The sequence below is a fragment of the Bordetella ansorpii genome (assembly GCF_900078705.1).
GTDB classification, from domain to species: domain Bacteria; phylum Pseudomonadota; class Gammaproteobacteria; order Burkholderiales; family Burkholderiaceae_B; genus Bordetella; species Bordetella ansorpii_A.
Genome location: NZ_FKIF01000007.1, coordinates 91,353 through 111,921, shown reverse-complemented (window position 1 = coordinate 111,921; position 20,569 = coordinate 91,353). Strand labels below are relative to the sequence as shown.

The 20,569-nt window shown below is 67.4% G+C and carries 20 protein-coding genes; 8 read left to right on the top strand and 12 right to left on the bottom strand.

Going from position 1 to position 20,569, the window contains the following annotated elements; translation table 11 throughout:
- Positions 1-90 precede the first annotated feature (90 nt).
- From A6745_RS16185 to A6745_RS16145, 9 genes are all read right to left on the bottom strand, one after another.
- On the bottom strand, positions 91-1,752 hold the full coding sequence (locus A6745_RS16185) for a TRAP transporter large permease (RefSeq protein ID WP_066129211.1): 1,662 nt from the start codon (positions 1,750-1,752) through the stop codon (positions 91-93).
- Between the two features lie 2 nt (positions 1,753-1,754).
- A complete protein-coding gene (locus tag A6745_RS16180) occupies positions 1,755-2,393 on the bottom strand; it encodes a TRAP transporter small permease subunit (RefSeq protein WP_082853113.1) in 639 nt (212 codons plus the stop codon).
- A 46-nt stretch (positions 2,394-2,439) separates the two neighbouring features.
- Complete coding sequence (locus A6745_RS16175) at positions 2,440-3,228, bottom strand: ABC transporter permease (protein WP_066129206.1); 789 nt, start codon at positions 3,226-3,228, stop codon at positions 2,440-2,442.
- The gene (locus A6745_RS16170) at positions 3,225-4,013 is read right to left on the bottom strand and encodes an ABC transporter ATP-binding protein (protein ID WP_066129203.1); all 789 of its coding nucleotides are present in this window, start codon (positions 4,011-4,013) and stop codon (positions 3,225-3,227) included. Before A6745_RS16170 ends, A6745_RS16175 begins: the two co-directional genes overlap by 4 nt.
- Positions 4,010-5,017: an ABC transporter substrate-binding protein gene (locus tag A6745_RS16165; RefSeq protein WP_066129201.1), complete on the bottom strand. Its 1,008-nt coding sequence runs from the start codon at positions 5,015-5,017 to the stop codon at positions 4,010-4,012. The genes A6745_RS16170 and A6745_RS16165 overlap by 4 nt, the downstream gene beginning before the upstream one ends.
- 66 nt (positions 5,018-5,083) lie before the next feature.
- On the bottom strand, positions 5,084-6,274 hold the full coding sequence (locus tag A6745_RS16160; RefSeq protein ID WP_066129198.1) for a xanthine dehydrogenase family Fe-S subunit: 1,191 nt from the start codon (positions 6,272-6,274) through the stop codon (positions 5,084-5,086).
- Positions 6,271-7,158, bottom strand: coding sequence for an FAD binding domain-containing protein (locus tag A6745_RS16155; RefSeq protein ID WP_066129195.1), 888 nt, complete (start codon positions 7,156-7,158; stop codon positions 6,271-6,273). The genes A6745_RS16160 and A6745_RS16155 overlap by 4 nt, the downstream gene beginning before the upstream one ends.
- Positions 7,155-9,584, bottom strand: a complete 2,430-nt coding sequence (locus A6745_RS16150; protein WP_066129192.1) for a xanthine dehydrogenase family protein molybdopterin-binding subunit — start codon at positions 9,582-9,584, stop codon at positions 7,155-7,157. Before A6745_RS16150 ends, A6745_RS16155 begins: the two co-directional genes overlap by 4 nt.
- A 41-nt stretch (positions 9,585-9,625) precedes the next feature.
- Positions 9,626-10,711 carry a TRAP transporter substrate-binding protein gene (locus A6745_RS16145; RefSeq protein ID WP_066129188.1) on the bottom strand — a complete coding sequence of 362 codons (1,086 nt, stop codon included), beginning with the start codon at positions 10,709-10,711 and terminating at the stop codon, positions 9,626-9,628.
- Positions 10,712-11,084: 373 nt separating this feature from the next.
- On the opposite strand from A6745_RS16145, the gene A6745_RS16140 reads away from it, so the two are divergent.
- From A6745_RS16140 to A6745_RS16120, 5 genes are read left to right on the top strand one after another with little or no spacing between them, the layout of a single operon-like run.
- Complete coding sequence (locus A6745_RS16140) at positions 11,085-11,396, top strand: non-heme iron oxygenase ferredoxin subunit (protein WP_066129185.1); 312 nt, start codon at positions 11,085-11,087, stop codon at positions 11,394-11,396.
- 3 nt (positions 11,397-11,399) lie between these two features.
- On the top strand, positions 11,400-12,674 hold the full coding sequence (locus A6745_RS16135; protein WP_066129183.1) for an NAD(P)/FAD-dependent oxidoreductase: 1,275 nt from the start codon (positions 11,400-11,402) through the stop codon (positions 12,672-12,674).
- 25 nt (positions 12,675-12,699) lie between these two features.
- Positions 12,700-13,989 (top strand): aromatic ring-hydroxylating dioxygenase subunit alpha, encoded by a 1,290-nt coding sequence (locus tag A6745_RS16130; RefSeq protein WP_066129176.1) that lies wholly within the window; start codon positions 12,700-12,702, stop codon positions 13,987-13,989.
- A gap of 14 nt (positions 13,990-14,003) precedes the next feature.
- The gene (locus A6745_RS16125; protein WP_066129174.1) at positions 14,004-14,522 is read left to right on the top strand and encodes an aromatic-ring-hydroxylating dioxygenase subunit beta; all 519 of its coding nucleotides are present in this window, start codon (positions 14,004-14,006) and stop codon (positions 14,520-14,522) included.
- Between the two features lie 44 nt (positions 14,523-14,566).
- Entirely contained in the window at positions 14,567-15,112 is a 546-nt protein-coding gene (locus A6745_RS16120; protein ID WP_082853112.1) for a MarR family winged helix-turn-helix transcriptional regulator, read from the top strand.
- Between the two features lie 5 nt (positions 15,113-15,117).
- Here the strand turns inward: A6745_RS16120 and A6745_RS16115 are convergent, their stop codons facing one another.
- Positions 15,118-16,131 (bottom strand): XdhC family protein, encoded by a 1,014-nt coding sequence (locus tag A6745_RS16115; RefSeq protein ID WP_066129171.1) that lies wholly within the window; start codon positions 16,129-16,131, stop codon positions 15,118-15,120.
- A 336-nt stretch (positions 16,132-16,467) separates the two neighbouring features.
- Between A6745_RS16115 and A6745_RS16110 the strand changes: the two genes are divergently transcribed.
- The gene (locus tag A6745_RS16110) at positions 16,468-17,406 is read left to right on the top strand and encodes a DMT family transporter (RefSeq protein WP_066129168.1); all 939 of its coding nucleotides are present in this window, start codon (positions 16,468-16,470) and stop codon (positions 17,404-17,406) included.
- A 40-nt stretch (positions 17,407-17,446) separates the two neighbouring features.
- Complete coding sequence (locus A6745_RS16105) at positions 17,447-18,376, top strand: pyridoxal-phosphate dependent enzyme (protein ID WP_066129164.1); 930 nt, start codon at positions 17,447-17,449, stop codon at positions 18,374-18,376.
- Between the two features lie 72 nt (positions 18,377-18,448).
- Here the strand turns inward: A6745_RS16105 and A6745_RS16100 are convergent, their stop codons facing one another.
- Positions 18,449-19,033 (bottom strand): GTP cyclohydrolase II, encoded by a 585-nt coding sequence (locus tag A6745_RS16100; protein ID WP_456236471.1) that lies wholly within the window; start codon positions 19,031-19,033, stop codon positions 18,449-18,451.
- A 255-nt stretch (positions 19,034-19,288) separates the two neighbouring features.
- Here A6745_RS16100 and A6745_RS16095 point away from each other — a divergent pair, with 255 nt between their 5' ends.
- Positions 19,289-20,092, top strand: a complete 804-nt coding sequence (locus A6745_RS16095) for an alpha/beta fold hydrolase (protein ID WP_066129159.1) — start codon at positions 19,289-19,291, stop codon at positions 20,090-20,092.
- 72 nt (positions 20,093-20,164) lie between these two features.
- On the opposite strand, the gene A6745_RS16090 is transcribed toward A6745_RS16095, so the two are convergent.
- Positions 20,165-20,557: a Rieske (2Fe-2S) protein gene (locus A6745_RS16090; protein WP_066129157.1), complete on the bottom strand. Its 393-nt coding sequence runs from the start codon at positions 20,555-20,557 to the stop codon at positions 20,165-20,167.
- Positions 20,558-20,569 lie beyond the last annotated feature (12 nt).

Below are 20,569 nucleotides of genomic sequence, written 5' to 3'. Positions count from 1 at the left end.
CGCCGCGCCGCGCCGAGAATCGGCAACCGGCTGGCCCGGCTTATGTCCTGTGGCCGGCCGCCCTTCCCCACTTGGCGGCGGCCGGTGTTCTCAATTGCCGAAGGGGTTGCCCATTTCCCCGCCGTAATTGCTGTCGAAGCCTCCTCCCTGCATTTCGATCCTCACATCTTTGGTGTCGATCTTCACGACGTCATCCTTGTAGTGCGTCACCAGCGAGGGAAAGCAAAGAACGATCAGCACCAGCAGCAGCTGGATGCCGATGAACGGGAGGGAGCCCCAATAGATCTGGCCGGTCGTCACCTTGGGAATGACGTGGCCCGTGACCCGGTCGCGGTAGTCCTCGCGTGGGGCCACCGAACGCAGATAGAACAGCGCCAGCCCGAACGGCGGGTGCATGAACGAGGTCTGCATGTTCAGGGCCAGCAGCACGCCGAACCAGATCAGGTCAATGCCCAGCTTGTCGACCACTGGCGCCAGCAGGGGCACGACGATGAACGCCAGCTCGAAGAAATCCAGGAAGAACGCCGCGATAAAGACGAAGATCATCACGAAGGCCAGAAAGCCGGTCTCCCCGCCCGGCACGGACACCAGCAGGTGTTCGACCCAGAGGTCGCCGTTGACGGCGCGGAAAGTCAGGCCGAACACGGTCGAGCCGATCAGGATGAACAGCGCGAAGCAGGTCAGCCGCGTGCTGGAATCCATGGCCTGCTTGAGCAGCGGCAGCGTCAGGCGGCGCTTGGCGATCGCCATGACCAAGGCGCCGACAGCGCCCATCGCCCCGCCCTCGGTGGGCGTGGCCAGGCCGATGAAGATGGTGCCCAGCACCAGGAAGATCAGCGCCAGCGGCGGGATCAGCGCGAACGTGACGCGCTCGGCGATTCCGGACAGCAGGCCCAGGCGCAGCACGCGGTTGACCGACGCAGCCGCGAAGGCGACCGTGCCCCAGCAGAGGATGGACACCACCACGGTCTCGTCGACCGGCGCATCCGGGTCCAGCACCTCCACCGCCAGAAAGTAGGCGGACAGGCTGGACAGCAGCATCAGCACGATCAGCGACCGCGTGCCGGAAGCGCCGCTGGGTTCGGCCGTCTGGCGGGCGCTGGCGGGCATGGCCGGGCCGGCGCAGGGGCGTGCCCATGTCAGGAACAGCACATAGGCCATGTACATGACGATCATCAGCAGGCCGGGCAGGATGGCGCCCCGGTAGATGTCGCCCACCGAGCGGCCCAATTGGTCGGCCAGGATGATCAGCGTCAGCGATGGCGGGATGATCTGCGACAGCGTGCCCGAGGCGGCAATGACGCCGGTCGCCAGTCTGCGGTCATACCCGTAGCGCAGCATGATGGGCAACGAGATCAACCCCATCGAGATGATCGAAGCCGACACCACGCCCGTGGTGGCCGACAGGACGGCGCCTACGGCCACCACCGCCACGGCCAGGCCGCCGCGCACCGACCCGAACAATTGGCCGACTGTTTCCAGCAATTCCTCGGCCATGCCCGACCGTTCGAGGATCAGCCCCATGAACGTGAAAAACGGCAAGGCCAGCAGGGTGTCGTTGGACACCACCCCGAAGACGCGTTGCGGCAGGGCCTGGAACAGCGCGGGCGACAGCAGGCCCAGTTCCATGCCGATCAGGCCGAACAGGATGCCATTGGCCATGAGCGCGAAGGCCACCGGGAATCCCGACAGCAGCAGCACGATCAAGGTGGCGAACATGATGGGCGCCAGGTTGGCGACGAAAAATTCCATGGTCAGTCCGCCTTCGCTGCCTGCTTGCCGGACGGCGCCGTCTGCCCGGCGGGCACGCCGTGTTCCCCGAGGCGGGCCGCGATCTCCTCGGCCAGCGCCTTTTCGTCGGCCGTGGCTTCGCGCTGGCGCGGATCGCCGCACGCGCCCCGCAGGAAGCCGACGCACTTGACCAGGTGCGACAGCGCGGCGGCGATCAGCAACGTGAAACCGACGGGCACCAGCAGCTTGGCGGGCCAGCGGATCAGGCCCCCGGAGTTGGAGGACATCTCGCCGCTGCTATAGGACTCCCAAAACATGGGCCATGCCAGCCACATGATCATGGTGCAGCCGGGCAGCAGGAAGAACAGGATGCCGAAGATCTCCAGGCGCACCTGCGCGCGCGGCGAGAAACGCTGCGCGATGATGTCCACGCGCACGTGGTCGTTGCGCAGCAGGCAATAGCCGGACGCCAGCAGGAACAAGGCGCCGAACATGTACCACTGGATCTCCAGCCAGGCGTTGGAGCTGGCGTGGAAGAACTTTCGCCCGAAGGCGTTCGCCGCGCTGATCAGCACCATGGCCAGGATCAACCAGGCCACGACCCGCCCTACCCGGACGTTCAGTGCATCGATCATGCGAGAGAGGCGGAGCAAGGATTGCATGGCAGTCTCTGATCTTGAAAACAATGGAATCGGTGGGCGCGAGCCGTCAGTGTTCGGCGGCGCGCCAGGGCATGGCGCGCCGCTCGATCCATGCCAGCGCGCCATAGAGCAACAGGCCCAGCGCCGCCAGCACGAACACCGCGGCGAATACCCGCACGGTGTCGAAGGTGCCCTGCGCGCTCATGATTACGTAGCCCAGGCCGCGCTGCGACGAGACGAATTCGCCGACGATCGCGCCGACCAGCGCCAGCGAAATCGCGACTTTCATGCCGGCGACCAGCGAGGGCAACGCGGCGGGCAGCCGGACCTTCAGGAAGAATTGCAGCCACGAGCCTCGCAGCACGCGGCCCAGGTCCTGGACGTCCTGCGGCACCGACCGCAGGCCGTGGGCGGCGTCGACGATGATGGCGAACACGGCGATCAGGAACGCGATGGCTACCTTGGGTTCCGCACCCGTGCCCATCCAGATCACGAACAGCGGCGCGACGGCGACCTTGGGGACGCTGTTCAGCGCCACGATCAGCGGATACCCGAAGCGCGCGAACCCGCTCGATCCGACCAGCAACAGCGCGATGGCCACGCCGCCGACGACCGACAGCACGAAGCCGCACAGCGTGGTGAAAAGGGTGTACAGGGCGTGGTCCAGATACCAGTGCCAATCCTTGGCCAGGTCGGCCAGCACGGCCGAGGGCAGCGGCAGCATGATGGGCCGCACGTGCAGCAACCGCCCCGCCGCTTCCCACAACAGCAGCATCGCCGCGATGGACACGGCGCCGGCGGCGAGCTTGCCGACGGCCCCCTTGCGGCGCGCCGGGCCGGAACGCGGGGCTGTCATCGCGCCACCTCCGGCTCCTGGAACAGGCCCATTTCCTGGAAGAGCCCGCGCAATCGCGATACGTACGCGCCGAACTCGGGCGTTTCCCGGATCGACAGCGGCCGTGGCCGCGGCAGGTCGATCGTGATCACCTCCCGCACCGTGCCCGGCCGGGCAGAGAACACCATCACCTCGTCGCCCAGGAATACGGCCTCGGCAATGCCGTGCGTGACGAACAGCACGGTATTGCGCGTGCCCAGCCAGAGGCGCTGCAGCTCGGCGTTCATCTGGTCGCGCGTCATGGCATCGAGCGCGCCGAAAGGTTCGTCCATCAGCAGCAGACGGGGGGCATCCACCAGCGCGCGGCAGATCGCCGCCCGCTGCCGCATGCCGCCCGACAACTCGCGGGGGTAGCTGCCGGCAAAGGCCGACAGGCCCGTCATGTCCAGCAGGGCGTCCACTTTGGCTTGGTAATCCTGGCGCTTCTTGCCGGCGAATTCGATAGGCAGCAGGATGTTGTCGCGGATGGAGCGCCATTCCAGCAACGCATCGCGCTGGAAGACGAAACCGATGCCTTCCGGCGCGCAGCGGACCGGCTGGCCATAGACAGCCAGGCTGCCTTCGGTGACGGATTCCAGTCCGGCCACGCAGCGCAGGAACGTGCTCTTGCCGCAGCCGCTGGGGCCCAGAAGGCTGACGAATCGTCCCGCCGGCACCTGCACGTCGACGCCGGCCAGCGCCTGCACCCCGCGCTCGCCTTCGTAACGCTTGCCCACGCCGCGCGCGGCGATCGTGACGTCGCTCATTTGGCGCTCCCGTAGGGAGCATGCAGAACCATGCGGCCCTCGGCGTAGTAATCGGCCGCGGGGCGTTGCGCGGACACCAGGCCGACCGAGGACAGGGTCTGGACGGCCTGGATCCAGTCCTGCGCCACCGGCGGCCCGATCCGCGCGCCGTCCAGCGGTCCGAAGTAGTCGCGCAACGCGTCGATCTGGCCACGCAGAACGTCGGCGTTCAGCCGGGCCTGCGGACGCGCCGCCAGGATCGCGGCGACCGCCTCGTCCTGGTGGCCGGCATAGATGTATTCCCACGCGGCAGCGACCACGCCGGCGAAGCGCCCCAGCACCTCGCCCCGCTGCGCCAGTTTGCTTTCGCTGGCGAACAGCCCGAAGCCCGGCATGTGCAGGCCGTAATCCGCGAAGCGCACGGCGCGCGAGGCGCGGCTCTGGGACACCACCGGCAGGAAAAACGGAATGGTCGAGAAGGCCGCGTCGGCGCGCCCCACCGCGTACGTGCTGGCCTTGCCGGCGGCATCCACGTTGATCAGTTCCAGATCGTCGCGGCGCAGCTTGCCATGAGCCAGGAAGGCATCGATGAATGGCGCTTCGAGCGAACCGGCGGTGTAGGCCACCTTCTTGCCCTTCAGGCCCGCGGGACCATCGATGCCCGAGTCCGCCGGCACCAGCACGCCGATGTCGCCCTGGCGCGCGAACACCGCCAGCGCCTTGACGGGCAACCCCTTGTCGCGCGCGACCATCATGGAGGCCAGCGCGGCATGACCGACGTCGAAGGAGTCGCCGTTGCCGACGATCTGCACGGTGGTCACGGAACCATTGCCGTCTTCGAGCTGGACGTCGAGCCCCGCCTCTTTGAACCAGCCTTTCCGGGCGGCCAGATGAAACGGCGCATGCACGCCCCAGGGCGTCCAGTCCAGGCGGACGCGGACGGTCTCGGCGGCCTGTCCGGGGCCTGCCAGCAGCAGGCTGGCCAGGGCGGCCCACAACAGGAATGGCTTGCGTATGAGCGACATGGTGCCTCCCAACAAAAACGGGATATCTGAAAACCAACAGGAAAACCGGGGTGAATCGGGGCCGGGCTACGTCCGGCGTCGGAACAGGCGCATGATGCGGTCCTTCAGCACCCCGAAGAACAGGGCAAGGGGATTGAGGGCGGCCACCGGCGCGTCATCGGCGGCGTCGGGGTTCTGCATGCGCCTGGCCACGTTGCGGCCGAACTCGGCGATCATGCGGCGTACGAAATCCTGCACCAGGCCGGAGCGCGAGAACTGCGCCAGCGGTCCTTGCAGGGCGTAATCCATGTCGATGACGACGCGGGTGCCCTGCCCGTCCTGTTCCAGGCGGTATCCGATGTCGCCCTGGGCGCGCGACTGGCTGACCGTATCCTTGCCCGCCCCGCGCAGGATGGCGGCGCGCGCCGCGTCATCGCGTTCGAGCGTGGCCTTGCCTTCGAACGCCGCCTGCATCGGACCGAACTTGATGCCGATCCGGCCCTGGACTTCATCGCCCTGCCGGGAGACGATCTGCGCGCCGGGCAGGCATCCCGCCACGCGCGGCAGATCCACCATGAACGTCCATACCTCGTCCGGCGGGAACGGGACGCTGAATTCGCCGTCGATGTGCTGCCCCTTGCCCTTTGCTTCCCTGGCGCCGCCGGCGGAGGGCCTGCCCGGCGGCGTGGGCGCGGCGACCTCGTCCTCGTCGTGGCGCGCTTCGAAGACCTGCAGCGGCCTGTCCGCGAGCGCGGCCAGCGGCGGCGCGACGGGCAGTGCGCGGCGCAATGCCTCGACGGCCGGATCGGGTTGTTCCCGCAGGTCGTGCAACACCGAGAGGACCGCCGCCACGATTCCCATGTAGCCCGTGCAGCGGCACAGGTTGCCGGACAGCTCGATACGCACGCGCTTCTCGTCGGCGTCGGGCAGGCGCAGCGCGATGTCGCGCGCGGTGGCCAGCATGCCTGGCGTACAGAAACCGCACTGCAGGGCGTGGTGGGCGGTGAATGCGGCACGCAGGCGGCGCATCACCGGATCCTCGTCGTAGCCTTCGACCGTGACGACCTCGCGTGCCTCGCAGGCGACCGCGAAGGTGATGCAGGACCGGACCGGCCGGTTGTCCACCAGCACGGTGCACGCCCCGCATACGCCGTGCTCGCATCCCAGATGCGTGCCCGTCAGGCGCGCCTCGTCGCGCAGGTAGTCGCCCAGGTGCATGCGCGCCGGGACGTCATGGCACACGGCTTCGCCGTTGACTTTCATTGAAACCAGACTCATGGCTTTGCCTCGCCGGCCCCGCGGGGCGGCATGTCGTCGATCAGGTTGGCGGGCGTGCCCAGCGCCTGGGCCAGGCAGCGGACCACCACGGTTTCGTACAGGCGGCGTTCGACCGCATCCTTTTCGGGCAGGGCCTGTTCGACCGCGCCGCGTACCGCCGCCGCGGTCACCGCCGCCCCGCCCTGCCGCGCACAGGCCTGCGCCAGCGCCGTCAGCGATCGCGGCGTGGCGTCGAGCGCGCCCAGCACGAGACGCGCGGTGCGGCTGCGGGGATCGAACCAGGCCACGCAACTGGCCTCCGCGAACTCGCCCGTCTTGCGGCAGAACTTGTAGTAGCCGAAGCGGCTGTCGGCGCTGGCGGCCGGCACGTCCACCGCCACGATCAGCTCGCCCTCCTGGAGCGAGGTGGTATAGGCGCCAGCCATGAAACGCTGCACGGTTTCGTGGCGCACTGCGCCGTCGGCATCCGCGATCTCCAGCCTGGCGCCCAGGCCGGCGCACACCACCACCCAGTCCGCCGCCGGGTCGGCGTGGGCCAGGCTGCCGCCCAGCGTGCCCCGGTTGCGCACCGCCCGGTAGGCGATGCGCCCGGCCACGCCCTGCATGGGATGGTTCCTGAGCGGCGCGTGCACGCCATCCTCGATCTCGGCATGCGTCACCGCCGCGCCCACCCGCAGGCGCTCGCCCCGTTGCTCCACCTTGCGCAATTCCGGGACGCCGGACACATCCACCACGGCGCCGGGCCGGGCCAGGCGCAGGTTCAGCATCGGCCCCAGCGACTGGCTGCCCGACATGGGCTTGGCCCCGTGTCCAGCGGTCATCAGGCCCTTCAGCGCATCAGCCAGGCTGGCGGGGCGGGCGTAATCGAAACGGGCTGCTTTCACTGGCCCACCTCCATCAGGGCGTCGGACGGCGTTGCGACGGACGAAGATCCCGCCGGTGCGACGGCCGCGCGGCCCGCCCCGGCCAGCGCGTGCATCAGGCGCCGGGGCGTCAGCGGCGTGCGGTGCACCAGCGGCGCGTGCAGCCGGTGCAGCACGTCGTTGACCGCGTTGTAGATGACGGCGGGAGGGGCGATCGCGCCGCCCTCGCCCATGCCCTTGGCGCCGAATTCCGTGTGCGGCGACGGGGTCTCGAAATGGTCGATCCGGATGGACGGGACTTCGGTCGCGCCGGGCATGACGTAGTCGGCGAACGTCGAGGCCAGCGGCTGGCCGTTCTCGTCGTAAGGGGTTTCTTCGTAGAGCGCCGTCCCCAGGCCCTGGGCGATGCCGCCGAAGGTCTGGCCCTCGACCACCATGGGGTTGATCATGGTGCCGCAGTCTTCGACCGCGACGTAATCGAGGATTTCGACGGCGCCCGTGCCCGGATCCAGCGCCACCACCGCCGCATGGCTGGCGTAGGTGAACGAGCCGGTGTCCACCTTGGGCTTGTAGCCCACCGTGGTCTCCAGGCCGCCGATGTCCGCGTCCCTGGGCAGCTTGTGCGGGTTGATGTACCAGGCGTCGGCGATCTCGCGCACGCTGACCGAGTGCTCGCCCACCCAGACCGATCCGTCGCGCAGCTCGGCCCGGTCGGGCGTCGCGTTCAGCATGTGCGCGCCGATGTGCAGCAGGCGCGGCGCCAGGCGCTTGCAGGCCTGCGACACCGCGCCTCCCGACATCACCAGGGCGCGCGAAGCGTAGGTGCCGGTCGAGAACGGCGTCTGGCCGGTGTCGCCGTGCAGCACTTTGATGCGCGAAATATCGGTGCCCAGGACTTCGTTGGCGATCTGCGCGAACGTGGTCTCCATGCCCTGCCCGTGCGAATGCACGCCCACGCGAACCTCCAGGCCGCCATCGGGCGTGATCTTCACCGCCGCCTGGTCATAGCCAGGAATCACGGGCGTGCCCCAGGCCGCGAAGACCGAGGTACCGTGCGCGGACTGCTCGGTATAGGTCGCCACGCCCAGCCCGATCAGCCGTCCATCGGCCTCCGCCTGCGCCTGGCGTCGGCGTACCGCGGGCGCGTCGATCATCTGCAATGCGCGCCGCAGGCTGGCCGGATAGTCGCCGCTGTCGAAATGCTTGTTCGCCACGTTCACGTAGGGCATCTGTTCGGGCTTGACCAGATTCAGCATGCGCACCTCCCAGGGCTCTTTGCCGACCTGGTAGGCAATGCTGTCCATCATCAGTTCGATGGCGAAGCAGACGCCGGTGCGGGCCACGCCGCGATAAGGGACGAAGCCCGGCTTGTTGGTGGCCACGCACTGGGTGAGGCAGCGGTAGCGCTGGAAGTCGTAGGGCCCAGGCAGATTGCCGGTGGCCTGCCCGGGCTCCAGGCCGATGGTGAACGGCCAGACCGAATAGGCGCCGCCATCGATGACGATGTGGGCGTCCAGGGCCAGCAGGCGTCCGTCGCGGTCGGCATAGGCCGTCAGTTCGTAGCCGTGTTCGCGCGTGTTGGCGCCGGCGATCAGGTGTTCGCGGCGGTCCTCGAGATAGCGGAACGGTTTCTTGTAAGTCTTGGCCAGCCAGGCCACGCAAAGCTCTTCCTGCTGCAGCACGCACTTGTAGCCGAAGGCGCCGCCCACGTCCGGAGAAATGACGCGCACCTTGGCCTGGTCCAGCTCCAGGCATTGCGCCAAGCCGGTGCGGATCATGTGCGGCACCTGGGTCGCGCTGACCACCACCAATTGGTCTTCCCGGTGATCCCAGTACGCCAGCACCGCCTTGCCTTCCATGGGAACCATGCACTGGCGCGCCAGTTCGACGCGCCGTCGCACCACCACGGGCGCGTCCAGTTGCTCGGGCGCGAAATCCTTCTCGGCCTTCAGCGTGACGAAGAGATTGTCGCGCCATTCCTCATGCACCAGATCGCACTGCGCGGCCAACGCGGCCTGGGCACTGGCGTAGACCGGCAGCTCGTCGTAATCCACGCCGACTTCTTCGATCAGGTCTTCGGCCTCGGCGCGCGTGGCCGCCACCGCCATGGCCACCGGTTCGCCGACGAAGCGCACCTTGCCGCGCGCCAGCGGCGGCTGGGCCGAGCGCTGGTACGTCGGCAGCGTCGAGTCGGCCACGATGTCCAGCACCTGCATGTGCTCGCGCGTGAACACCTTGCCGTCCAGCGCCGGCGGGATGCGGACATCGGCCACGCGGGCATGGGCCAGCGGGCTGCGCAGGAAGGCGACCTCGCGCAGGCCGGGCATGGACATGTCGCCGACGAACTGGCCGCGGCCCATGAGATGGCGCGTGTCCTCCTTGCGGGGAACACGCGCGCCGACGCCTTGGGGCTTGGCGCCGTGGGCGGCGTGGGGCTTGTCTTGCATGAAACACCTCTATGGTGATGAGACGGCTGGCCGGCCGTGGCTCAACGACGCGTCACCGCCTGGAACGTGTAATTGTCCAGCGCGCTTTCGGCCACGCGGAACCAACTGGCCTGGTCACGCTGGAATTCCGACCACTGTGGGAACAGCGCCGCGAAATCGGCATTGGCCGCGACCTGTTCCTTCCAGAGTTCCTGCGACGCCTTGTAGGCGGCGTCCATCACGTCGCGCGGGAAGAACGACAGTTTGGCGCCGCCCGCCAGCAGCGACTTCATCGCGCCGGGATTGCTGGCGTCGTACTTGGCCAGCATCTTCATGGTCTGTTCGGAGCATGCGCACTCGAAGGCGGCCTTGAACAGCGGCGGCAGCGCGGCCCAGGCCGCGGCGTTGACCATGGTGGTGATGGACGCGCTGCCCTCGAACCAGCCCGGCGAGTAGTAGAACGGGGCCACCTTGTTCAGGCCCAGCTTGAGATCGTCGTAAGGACCGATCCACTCGGCCGCGTCGATCGTGCCCTTCTCCAGCGAGGGGTAGATATCGCCCGGTGGAATCTGCTGAGGAATCGCGCCCAGCTTGGACAGCACCATGCCGCCGATGCCGCCGATGCGCATCTTCAGGCCTTTCAGGTCATCGACCGTCTTGATCTCGCGGCGGAACCAGCCGCCCATCTGCACGCCGACGTTTCCACAGACGTGATTGACGATGTTGTATTTCTTGTAGAGGGCCCGCAGCTTTTCCAGGCCGCCGCCGTAGTGGATCCATGCGTTGTGCTGCCGCGCACTGAGACCGAACGACAGGCCGGTGTCGAACGCCAGCGCGGTGTTCTTGCCCAGGTGAAAGGTGCTCAGCACATGGTTGCATTCCACGGTGCCGTTGCTGACGGCGTCCATGTTCTGCGCCGGAGGCACGATCTCGCCCGCGGGAAAGACGCGGATCTCGAATTTTCCGCCCGTCAGTTCGGATACGCGCTTGGCCAGTTCGTCGGCCGAGCCGTACATGGCGTCCAGGCTCTTGGGCCAACTGGTGGACATGCGCCAGCGCACAGTGGCGCCTTCCTGCGCAATTGCCGGAACGGCCGCGATGGCGGCTCCCATACCTGCCGCCTGGGTCAGGAAACGACGACGTTGCATAACTCAATTCCCCTTGATTCGTGAGGCCGACCGGCCCTGTTCTGCGAGCGGCAACCTTACCCATGCAGGGATCGTGCCATCTCGCGTGAAGCGCATCGCACTGACTGTCAGCCGTCGTGCTATTAATCAGTATGCTGATTACTTTGCAGGTTCGTCAATAGGTTGAATCCTCAGCATACGGACAAATTTCCGGCGTTTTTCACGCACCGTATCGGCGCATGCGATGCCCAGGAAAATGCATGCCTGCACCAGTGTTGTACGCCCCGCGGAGCCCCGTGTTTTCCCGTAGTTCATTCCTGCCACAAACGCTGGAAGAATCGATGCATCGCTGCTAGACTTTGCTCAGTGTACTGATTAATTTCCGGAGAAAACCATGAACTGGATACGCATAGCTTCCACCGATCAGGTCGATGACGACAGCGCCATCGCGCTGACCGTCGGCCAGATGCAACTGGCCCTCTACAAATGCGATGGCGAGTACTTTCTGTCCGACGGTGTCTGTACCCATGGCCACGCCATGCTGGCCGAGGGGTATGTGGAAGACGGCTGCGTCGAATGCCCTCTGCATCAGGCCCGTTTCAATCTGCGTACCGGCGAGCCGGCGTGCGCGCCGGCGACCGTTCCGATCAGCGTGTACCCGGTACGTGTCGAGGATGGCGCGATCTTTGCGCAACTGGAGGCCTGAACGATGGCCGTACCCGCCTCCATCGTGATCGTCGGCGCGGGACAGGCCGGCGCCGTCGCCGCGCGCACGCTGCGCGAACGGGGCTACGTCGGCGCCATTACGCTGGTGGGCGACGAGGCGCACCTGCCGTACGAACGCCCGCCCCTGTCCAAGGAAGCCCTGGGCGCGGACGTCGATGCCGGCGTGGGGCGCCTGCACCCGGCGCAGTACTACGCGGACCACGACATCCGCGTGGTCTCGGGGGCCGTGGCCAGCGCGCTAGACCGCGCGCAGCGCGAAGTCGTGCTGGCCGATGGCAGGCGCCTGCCGTATGACGCGTGCCTGCTGGCCACCGGCGGCCGTGCGCGGCGCCTGCCGCTGCTGCCAGAGCGCCTGCCCAATGTGCATGTGCTGCGCACCCTGGACGATGCCATGGTGCTGGGCGCCGCCCTGGCCCCCGGCGTGCGGCTGGCGGTCGTCGGCGGCGGATTCCTCGGACTCGAAGCGGCATGGACCGCCAGCCAGCGCGGCGCGGCCGTCACCGTGATCGAAGGCGCGCCGGCGCTGCTGGGGCGGGTGCTGCCGCCCTTGCTCAGCGAGTGGCTGCTGCTGCGCGCCCGCGCAGCGGGCCTGGACGTGCGCCTGGGAGTCTCGGTCTGCGGCGCGGTGCCGGGCGCCACCGCCGCCGCCGGCACCACGCTGGCGCTGTCCGACGGCAACCAGATCGAGGCCGACCAGGTGCTGGTGGCCATCGGCCTCGTCCCCAATACCGAACTGGCTTCATCGGCGGGGTTGCCCCTGTGCGCGGCCACGGCGGGCGTGCTGGTGGACGCGGACTGCCGCACGGCGGACCCGCATGTCTGGGCCGCGGGAGATTGCGCCAGCCAATGCCGCGAACCGGACGCGCAGGCTGTGCGCACCGAGTCCTGGCAGAACGCCAACACGCACGGCGCCATCGCCGCCGCTTCCCTGTTGCAGGCCGAACGCCCCGTGACGCCCTACCCCTGGTTCTGGACCGACCAGCTCGGCTGCAACATCCAGATCCTGGGCGCTGCGCAACCGGGCCTGCAGTACGTCATGCGAGGCACGGCGCAGCCCACCGACGATGCCCCCAGGCTGTTGGCCGTGGGTCTGCGCGAGGGCGTGCCGGTGCACGGCGTGGCCATCAATGCCGGTGGCGACCTGCGCGTGCTGCGCCCGTTGTTCGAGCAGGCGGCCGCCATCGACGCGCACGCGTTCGCCGATCCTGCCTGCGCCCTGAAGCCTCTCGTCAAATCCTGCCTGCAGCGTTTCGCCTGAACGCGCGGCTCATCGGAGCTCTTTCATGTATCAATCGCAAACCGTGATCGGCATCACTCCCGCCCGCAAGGATCCGCCGCTGCAAGGCTGCACCTGGCCCGAGGACGCCCTGCATTTCGTGCCTGACTGGGTCTATACCAGCCAGGCGGTCTACGAGCAGGAGCAGGACCGCATCTTTCGCGGCAAGACCTGGAACTATGTGGCGCTGGAAGCCGAAGTGCCCGAGCCCGGCAGCTACAAGCGGTCGTATGTGGGCGCCGTGCCCGTGGTGGTGTCGCGCGCGGAAGACGGCGGCCTGCATGTCTTCGAGAACCGGTGTGCGCACCGTGGCGCGGAGTTCTGCCGCCACGGCCAGGGCAAGACCAAAGAGTTCGTGTGCCCCTACCACCAGTGGTCTTATGACCTGAAGGGCAATCTGCAGGGGGTGCCGTTCAAGCGCGGCGTGAACAAGGCCGGCGGCATGCCGCGTGACTTCCGCAACGAAGAGCACGGCCTGCGCAAGCTGAACGTCACCACGCGCCACGGCGTGATTTTCGCGTCGTATTCCGACGACGTCGAGCCGATCGAGGAATACCTGACGCCCGAGATGCTGGTGGACTTCGATGCGGTATTTCCCGGCCGTCCGCTGAAACTGCTGGGCTACTACCGCAACGAGCTGCCCTGCAACTGGAAGATGTACCACGAGAACCTGAAGGATCCGTACCATGCGACCCTGCTGCATTCGTTCCTGGTGGTGTTCGGCCTGCTGGTGGCCGGCAACAAGTCGGCGATGACCGTGGATACGGTGCACGGCCGTCACGGCACCATGGCATCGGCCAAGAGCGAGGAGAAGTACGCCACGGTCAGTGAAGAGAACAAAAAGGAAATGCGCTCGTTCCACGATGGCCTGCGGCTGCGCGACGACCGTTTCCTGGAATACGTCAAGGAGTTCGATTCGCCCTGGTCGGTCACCATGCAGACCATCTGGCCGAACCTCATCGTGCAGCGCGAGATGAATACGCTCGGCGTGCGCCACATCATCCCCAACGGCCCCAACAGCATGATCATGCAATGGACCATGTTCGGTTACGAGGACGACACGGAAGAGATGCAGCGCCATCGCCTGCGCCAGGGCAACCTGATGGGCCCCGCCGGATTCCTCGGGCTGGAAGACAACGAGGCCATGAAGTTCGTGCAGGAAGGCGTGCGGCGTTCGAGCACCGACCTGAACGTGCTGAAACTGGAAAGCGGCAAGCTCGGCACCTCCGAGACGCTGATCTCCGAGGCGGCCATCCGTTCGATGTATCAGTATTACCGTCAGGTCATGGGCTTCTGAAGGAAACTGCCGAGATGAACCAAAGCAACACCTACGTGCCCAGCCGCTTGCCGCTGGAGCAGGCCCTGGCGTTGAAGGCCGGGATCGAGCTGTTCCACGCCGAATATTGCGCCGCGCTGGACGGCGGCGATGTCGAGCGCTGGCCGGAGTTCTTCGTCGAGGATGCGGTGTACCGCGTCACCGCGCGCGAAAACGCCGAGCTGAACCTGCCCGTGGGGCTGGTCTACGCCGAAGGCCGCGACATGATGCATGATCGGGCGGTGGCGATCTCGCGCACGCAGATGTTCGCGCCGCGCTACCTGCTGCACATCGTCAGCGGCGTGCGCGTCATCGACGCCACGCAAGCCGGCGAGATCGCCGCCCAGGCCAGCTTCCTGCTGATGCAGACCCTGGTCGAAGGCCCCACCACCGTGCACCTGGCCGGGGCGTACCAGGATGTGTTCGTGCGCGAGGACGGCGCGCTGCGCCTGAAGCGTCGGGACGTGATCTACGATACCAACATCCTGGCCAACGATCTGGTCTATCCCGTCTGACTTTATTCAGTACACTGTTATTTTTGCCCACACGGGAAGTGTGCATGACGTCTCCTAAGAAATCCGCCCTGGCGGCGCGCAAGTCGGCAACCCTCAACGCACGCCCGCCCGCCCAGGACGACGACGGAGACGTCGCGCGCGAGGTCCTTTGGGAGCGCCCGGGCTTCTTGGTGCGCCGCTTGAACCAGATCCACTACGCCATGTTCTTCGAGGAATGCCATTCGCAGAACATCACGCCGGTCCAGTATGGCGTGTTGACCGCGCTGTCGCTGCTGCCCTGGATGGACCAGACCGAGATCGGCATGGACGTGGGCCTGGACCGCACCACCACCGCGGATGTGATCAAGCGGCTTCAAGAGCGCGGCCTGCTCGAGCGTCGCGTCAACCCCGAAGACAAGCGGTCGCGCCAGGCCAAGCTGACCAAGGCCGGCGCCAAGATCGTGGAAGAGCTGCACGAGGGCATGGCGCGCGCGCAGGCGCGCCTGCTCGAACCCCTGAATGCCCGCAACCGCGAGGTGTTCATGCGCTTGCTGGGTATCCTGGTCGAATCCAACAATCACTACGGACGCGCCCTGCTGCGGGCATTCTGACCAGCCTAGGGGTTCAGTTCACGGTGGGCCTTGGCTGCCTCGATGTCCATTTCCGGCGCCAGCACTACGCCGTTCTTGGTGGCCAGCACCTCGGCCATGATGCTGACGGCGATTTCCGCGGGCGTCTTGCTGCCGATATACAGCCCGATGGGACCGCGCAGCCTGGTCAGCGAGGTCTCGGTCGCATCGAAGTGCTCCATGAAGCGCGCGCGCCGGGCGGCGCTGTTGCGCCTTGATCCGATGGCCCCGACGTAGAAGGCCGGACTTTCCAGCGCCTCGAGCAAGGCCAGGTCATCCAGCTTGGGGTCGTGGGTCAGCGCCAGGATACAGGTGCGCGAATCCGGCCGGAACGCGGTCACCACATCGTCGGGCATTTCCGTCAGCAGGGGTACGTCGGGCATGGCCCAGGTGCTGCGATGCTCGACGCGGGGATCGCACACGGTCACCTTGAACCCATTGAAGATGGCCATGGTGGCCAGATACTGCGCCAGCGCGCCCGCGCCGATCAGCAGCATGCGATAACCCGGTCCCAAGGTGTTCGCCATGCGTGCGCCGTCGAACTTCAGGTCGCTGGGCGCATCCGCGCCGAGCAGTTGCACGGCGCCGTCGCGGCAGTCCACCTCTCTGCACACCAGTTCGCCGTTGTCGAGGCGGACGACCAGCCTGTCCAGCGACCCGGGGTCGGGATCGAACTCCAGCAGCAATTCGAGCGTGCCGCCGCAAGGCAGCCCGAAACGGTGCGCCTCATCCGCGCTGACGCCATAGCGCAGCAGTTCCGGCGGCCCCTCGGGAATCGCTCCGCGGCCATAGGCCTGCGTGTAGCGGTCGATCAGGTCGTCCTCGATGCAGCCGCCCGATACCGATCCCACCACGCCGCCGTCTTCGCACAGCGCCATCATCGCGCCGACGGGCCGCGGCGACGACCCCCAGGTGCGCACCACCGTGGCCAGCACGGCGCGGCGCCCGGACGCCCGCCAGCTTTGCAAGGTGCGCAGCACCAATGTGTCGATCGTGTCCATGTTTACCCTCGGTCCGTGCCGCCGTCGCACGAACAATGCGCCGCATCGTGCTCGGGCAGCCTTGCCGCGGCCCTGCCAGGACGGTACGTCCATCGAGGATGGATGCAAGGCGCAAGGCTGGACCGGGCTTCGCTGAAATTGTGCCAGGTAAGCAGTATGCCAATAAAACAGCCCCCCCTGCCCGGCTGGCCGCCGTCCAGCCGGAAGGACGACATCCTTGCCACGGCGGAAAGCCTGATCGGGCCAGGATTGGGCCGCCTGGCGCAACAGCGGTATTCTTGCGCTCTCGCGGGACCCCTACACAACGCAAGCAGAAGCGCAACGGAAATCATCGACATGAACATCCACACGGGCCGCAAGGCGGACACAGGCGGCTGGCTGATCCTGTTGGTGCCCCCCTTGTTCTGGGCCGGCAACTTCATCGTGGGCCGCGCCATCCGCGACGACGTGCCGCCCATGATGCTGGCCTTCGCCCGGCACGTGGTGGCCTTTGCCTGCCTGCTGCCCTTCGGCTTGCCGGCCATCCGGCGCGACTGGCGCCGCTACTGGGAACTGCGCTGGCTGCTGGTGCGCACCGCGATCTCGGGCCTGACGCTGTTCAGCGCGCTGGTGTACGTGGGCCTGCACTACACCACGGCCGCCAACGGCCAGTTGCTGAATTCGACCATTCCCGTGCTGGTGCTGCTCTTGGCCGCCCTGTTCTTCGGCCAGAAACTGGTGGCCCGGCAGGTGCTGGGCCTGGCGCTCAGTTGCGCGGGCGTGCTGACCATCATCACGCACGGCAACCTGCAGGACCTGCTGTCCCTGTCGTTTTCGCAAGGCGACCTGATCGTCTTCGGCGCCATGGCGTCGTTCGCCTTGTTCTCGCTGTGGCTGCGCGCGGTGCCCGCGGACCTGAGCCGCATCGGGATGCTCAGCATCCAGCTGGGCATCACGGTGGCGGCCATGTTGCCGTTCGCCGTCATCGAATACCTGTCCGGCGCCCGCACGAACTGGAGCGGCACGACTGTCGCGGCCATCCTGTACGTCGGCATCGTGGCCTCGCTGCTGGCCAACCTGCTGTACGCGATCGGCGTGGCGCGCATCGGGCCGGCCAAGGCCTCGCTGTTCATCCATCTGCTGCCGGTGTACGGATCGCTGATGGCCGTGGGTTTCCTGGGCGAGGCCCTGCATCCGTATCACGCCGTGGGCATCTCGGTGATCATCGCCGGGCTGGCGTTGTCCCGCACGGCGCCGCCGGCCGGCGCCCGCCACGCTCCGGCGCAAAACGCCTGACTCGCCCCTTCTCATCCACTCTTGCGCTTCGAGACTTCCCATGCCCCTGCACATCCAGACCCCGCTGTTGGCATCCCGCGCCCTCAGCCGTCTCGCCGGCAAGCCGGTCTGGCTGAAGCTCGAAGCCCTGCAGCCATCGGGGTCGTTCAAGCTGCGCGGCGTGGGCGCGGCCTGCGAGGCGCATGCCCGCAATGGCAAGACCCGCCTCGTCTCGTCTTCGGGCGGCAACGCCGGGATCGCGGTGGCCTACGCCGGCCGGCAACTGGGCATTCCCGTGACGGTGGTCGTGCCCGAAACCACCACGGCGCGCGCCAAGGCGCTGATCGAGCAGGAAGACGCCACCGTGATCGTGCACGGCGCCTCGTGGATGGAAGCCAACGCGCTGGCCCAGTCCATGCTGGCCGACCCGGCCGTGGCCTTCGTGCATCCGTTCGACGATCCGCTGATGTGGACGGGCCATGCCAGCATGATCGACGAGGCCGTGCAGGCGGGCGTGGCGTTCGACTCGGTCATCCTGTCGGTGGGCGGCGGCGGCCTGCTGTCTGGCGTGGTCGAGGGCTTGCGGCGCAACGCGCTGGCCCAGCTTCCGGTGCTGGCCATGGAGACCGTGGGCGCGGATTCGCTGGCCCAGGCCATGCGGGCCGGCAGGCGCGTCGAACTGGACGCCATCACCAGCGTGGCCACCTCGCTGGGTGCCAAGGCGGTATGCGAAAACGCCTATGAACTGAGCAGGACGCACGACATCCGCAGCGTGGTGGTGACGGACCTGGAGGCCGTCGACGCCTGCGAGCGCTTCCTGGCGGATCATCGCATCCTGGTCGAGCCCGCGTGCGGAGCGTCGCTGGCGGCCATTTATGCGCGAGACCAGGCCATGATCGCGGAGGTGTCCGCGCCGCTGGTGATCGTGTGCGGCGGCGCCACGGCCGACCTGCCGCAGATCCAGGCGTGGCGCGAGCGGCTGTCGGCTTGAGGCCTGCGTTCGCCCCGCCAGGAAGACCCGCGCCAGGCAGCGGACTGGCGGCCCGCGCCTGACGCCGTGCCGCTATTCCTTGTCGCTGCCGTCCATCCTCAGCAGATGGCCGGTGCGGTCGATCTTCGCCTTGAGATACGCCAGGTTGTGCTGATTGGCGTGCACGCCCGTCAGGCGGCACCTGGCCACTTCGATCCCCAGTTGCTCCAGCTGCTGTTTCTTGTCGGGATTGTTGGTGACCAGCTCGATGCGGGTGATGCCCAGCGCCTTCAGCATCTGCGCGGCGGCGGTGTAGTCGCGGTCGTCCACGCCATGTCCCAGTTCCAGGTTGGCGGCGTAGGTGTCGCGGCCCTGTTCCTGCAGGCGGTAGGCGTCCAGCTTGGAATACAGGCCGATGCCGCGCCCCTCCTGGCGCAGGTAGAGCAGATAGCCGCCCTCTTCGTTCAGCACGCTGAGCGCCTCTTGCAACTGGGGGCCGCAATCGCAGCGCAGCGACCCGAACACATCGCCCGTCAGGCATTCGGAATGCAGCCGCACCACGGGGATGGGGCCCGGCTTGCCCAGGCGCAGCGCCACGTGCTCCTTGCCATCGGCCAGGCCGTTGAAGCTGTACGACTGCGCCAGCGTGTCGGTGCCATCGGCCAGGCGGACAGGCAGTTGCACCGTCACGCGGATCGAGGCGGCGGGTTGCACGGGTGGGGTCTGAGGGGCTACGGCAGTCAAAACGGAAAACCAACTCGGTGGAAATGAAAACGGGCCTGGCGCGGGCGAACACGGTGAACCGGCTTGATCTTGCCGGGGGTCGAGGATTGGTACGATAGCACTGCCGCCGTCAGGCAGGCCGCGCACGGGGCTGTGTACGCATCGGCATGGCGGCGGGCGCGCTGCGGCATTTCACGGGAAAGGAAGCGGATGTCCACGATTCAAACCAACGATTACCGGGTGCCCACCGATCAAGGCGGGCTTTTCGTGCGGCGCTGGACGCCAGGCGAGGAGGGCTTCGGCGCCCTGCCTCCCATCGTGATGCTGCATGACTCGTTGGGCTGCGTGGACCTGTGGCGAGATTTTCCGGCGCACCTGGCTTCGGCCACCGGCCGTGACGTGATCGCCTACGACCGCCTGGGTTTCGGCCGGTCCGATCCCAACCCCGGCACCTTGCCCCCCCTGCACTTCATCCAGGCCGAGGCGGACGAAGGCTTTCGCAGCGTGCGCGAGGCCCTGGCGCTGGAGCGTTTCGTGCTGTTCGGGCACAGCGTGGGCGGCGGCATGTCGGTGGCCTGCGCGGCGCGCCATCCGTCGGCCTGCGCGGGACTCATATGCGAATCGGCCCAGATGTACGCCGAAGACCGCACCCTGAACGGCATCCGCGACGCCAGGCAGGCGTTCGCCGATCCCGCCCAGTTGCAACGGCTGGCGAAGTACCACGGCGAGAAGGCCGAATGGGTGTTGCATGCCTGGATCGATTCCTGGCTGGCGCCCGAGTTCGCCCGCTGGAACCTGGACGAGGAACTGCGCCAGGTGCGCAGCCCGATCCTGTCGCTGCATGGCGATACCGACGAATACGGTTCCACCGAACATCCCAGGCGCATCGCCAGCCTGGCCCCGGCGGACACCACGCTGCACATCCTGCCCTCTTGCGGGCATGTGCCGCATCGGGAGCAGGAAGACGCAGTGCTGGGATATGTGAAGGCCTGGCTGGACACGGTGAAGCCGTAGACACGCCATCGGCGCGCCCGGGAAAATCCGGCGCCCGCGGCGGGCGGGCGTGCCGTCCGTCCAGGGTGCCGATCAGGCCGCCGGCTGCGCGGCAGGCCAGACGCGCTCGTCCGGCAGCCAGTACACCACGCTGTCCCCGCCTTCCTGCCGCTCTTGCACCTGCAAGGGACTGAGCCGGCCCTTCATGTTGAGGCCGCCCATGCAGGCGCCGGTGTCGGGCGCAAACGTGGCGCCATGCTGCGCGCACATCAGCTGGTCGCCCGCGCGCGTGAAGACGCTGCCTTCCCAGTCGATGGCGATGCCCATGTGCAGGCAGCGGTTCAGGTAGCCGTACACCCGGTCCTGATAGCGGATGAAGAACACGGAGGTCGGGCCGTGCCGATCCTGCGCGGCCAGTTTCACGCAAAGCCCGCCATTGACGAGTTCGTCGCTGCGGCACACGCGCACCGCGGTTGTCTCTGACATGCCACCTTCCCG

Excerpts from the sequence above, each read along its gene's own strand:
- A6745_RS16185 (WP_066129211.1), bottom strand. The coding sequence starts at position 1,752 with ATGGAATTTTTCGTCGCCAACCTGGCGCCCATCATGTTCGCCACCTTG.
- A6745_RS16180 (WP_082853113.1), bottom strand. The coding sequence starts at position 2,393 with ATGCAATCCTTGCTCCGCCTCTCTCGCATGATCGATGCACTGAACGTC.
- A6745_RS16175 (WP_066129206.1), bottom strand. The coding sequence starts at position 3,228 with ATGACAGCCCCGCGTTCCGGCCCGGCGCGCCGCAAGGGGGCCGTCGGC.
- A6745_RS16170 (WP_066129203.1), bottom strand. The coding sequence starts at position 4,013 with ATGAGCGACGTCACGATCGCCGCGCGCGGCGTGGGCAAGCGTTACGAA.
- A6745_RS16165 (WP_066129201.1), bottom strand. The coding sequence starts at position 5,017 with ATGTCGCTCATACGCAAGCCATTCCTGTTGTGGGCCGCCCTGGCCAGC.
- A6745_RS16160 (WP_066129198.1), bottom strand. The coding sequence starts at position 6,274 with ATGAGTCTGGTTTCAATGAAAGTCAACGGCGAAGCCGTGTGCCATGAC.
- A6745_RS16150 (WP_066129192.1), bottom strand. The coding sequence starts at position 9,584 with ATGCAAGACAAGCCCCACGCCGCCCACGGCGCCAAGCCCCAAGGCGTC.
- A6745_RS16145 (WP_066129188.1), bottom strand. The coding sequence starts at position 10,711 with ATGCAACGTCGTCGTTTCCTGACCCAGGCGGCAGGTATGGGAGCCGCC.
- A6745_RS16140 (WP_066129185.1), top strand. The coding sequence starts at position 11,085 with ATGAACTGGATACGCATAGCTTCCACCGATCAGGTCGATGACGACAGC.
- A6745_RS16135 (WP_066129183.1), top strand. The coding sequence starts at position 11,400 with ATGGCCGTACCCGCCTCCATCGTGATCGTCGGCGCGGGACAGGCCGGC.
- A6745_RS16130 (WP_066129176.1), top strand. The coding sequence starts at position 12,700 with ATGTATCAATCGCAAACCGTGATCGGCATCACTCCCGCCCGCAAGGAT.
- A6745_RS16125 (WP_066129174.1), top strand. The coding sequence starts at position 14,004 with ATGAACCAAAGCAACACCTACGTGCCCAGCCGCTTGCCGCTGGAGCAG.
- A6745_RS16120 (WP_082853112.1), top strand. The coding sequence starts at position 14,567 with ATGACGTCTCCTAAGAAATCCGCCCTGGCGGCGCGCAAGTCGGCAACC.
- A6745_RS16115 (WP_066129171.1), bottom strand. The coding sequence starts at position 16,131 with ATGGACACGATCGACACATTGGTGCTGCGCACCTTGCAAAGCTGGCGG.
- A6745_RS16110 (WP_066129168.1), top strand. The coding sequence starts at position 16,468 with ATGAACATCCACACGGGCCGCAAGGCGGACACAGGCGGCTGGCTGATC.
- A6745_RS16105 (WP_066129164.1), top strand. The coding sequence starts at position 17,447 with ATGCCCCTGCACATCCAGACCCCGCTGTTGGCATCCCGCGCCCTCAGC.
- A6745_RS16095 (WP_066129159.1), top strand. The coding sequence starts at position 19,289 with ATGTCCACGATTCAAACCAACGATTACCGGGTGCCCACCGATCAAGGC.
- A6745_RS16090 (WP_066129157.1), bottom strand. The coding sequence starts at position 20,557 with ATGTCAGAGACAACCGCGGTGCGCGTGTGCCGCAGCGACGAACTCGTC.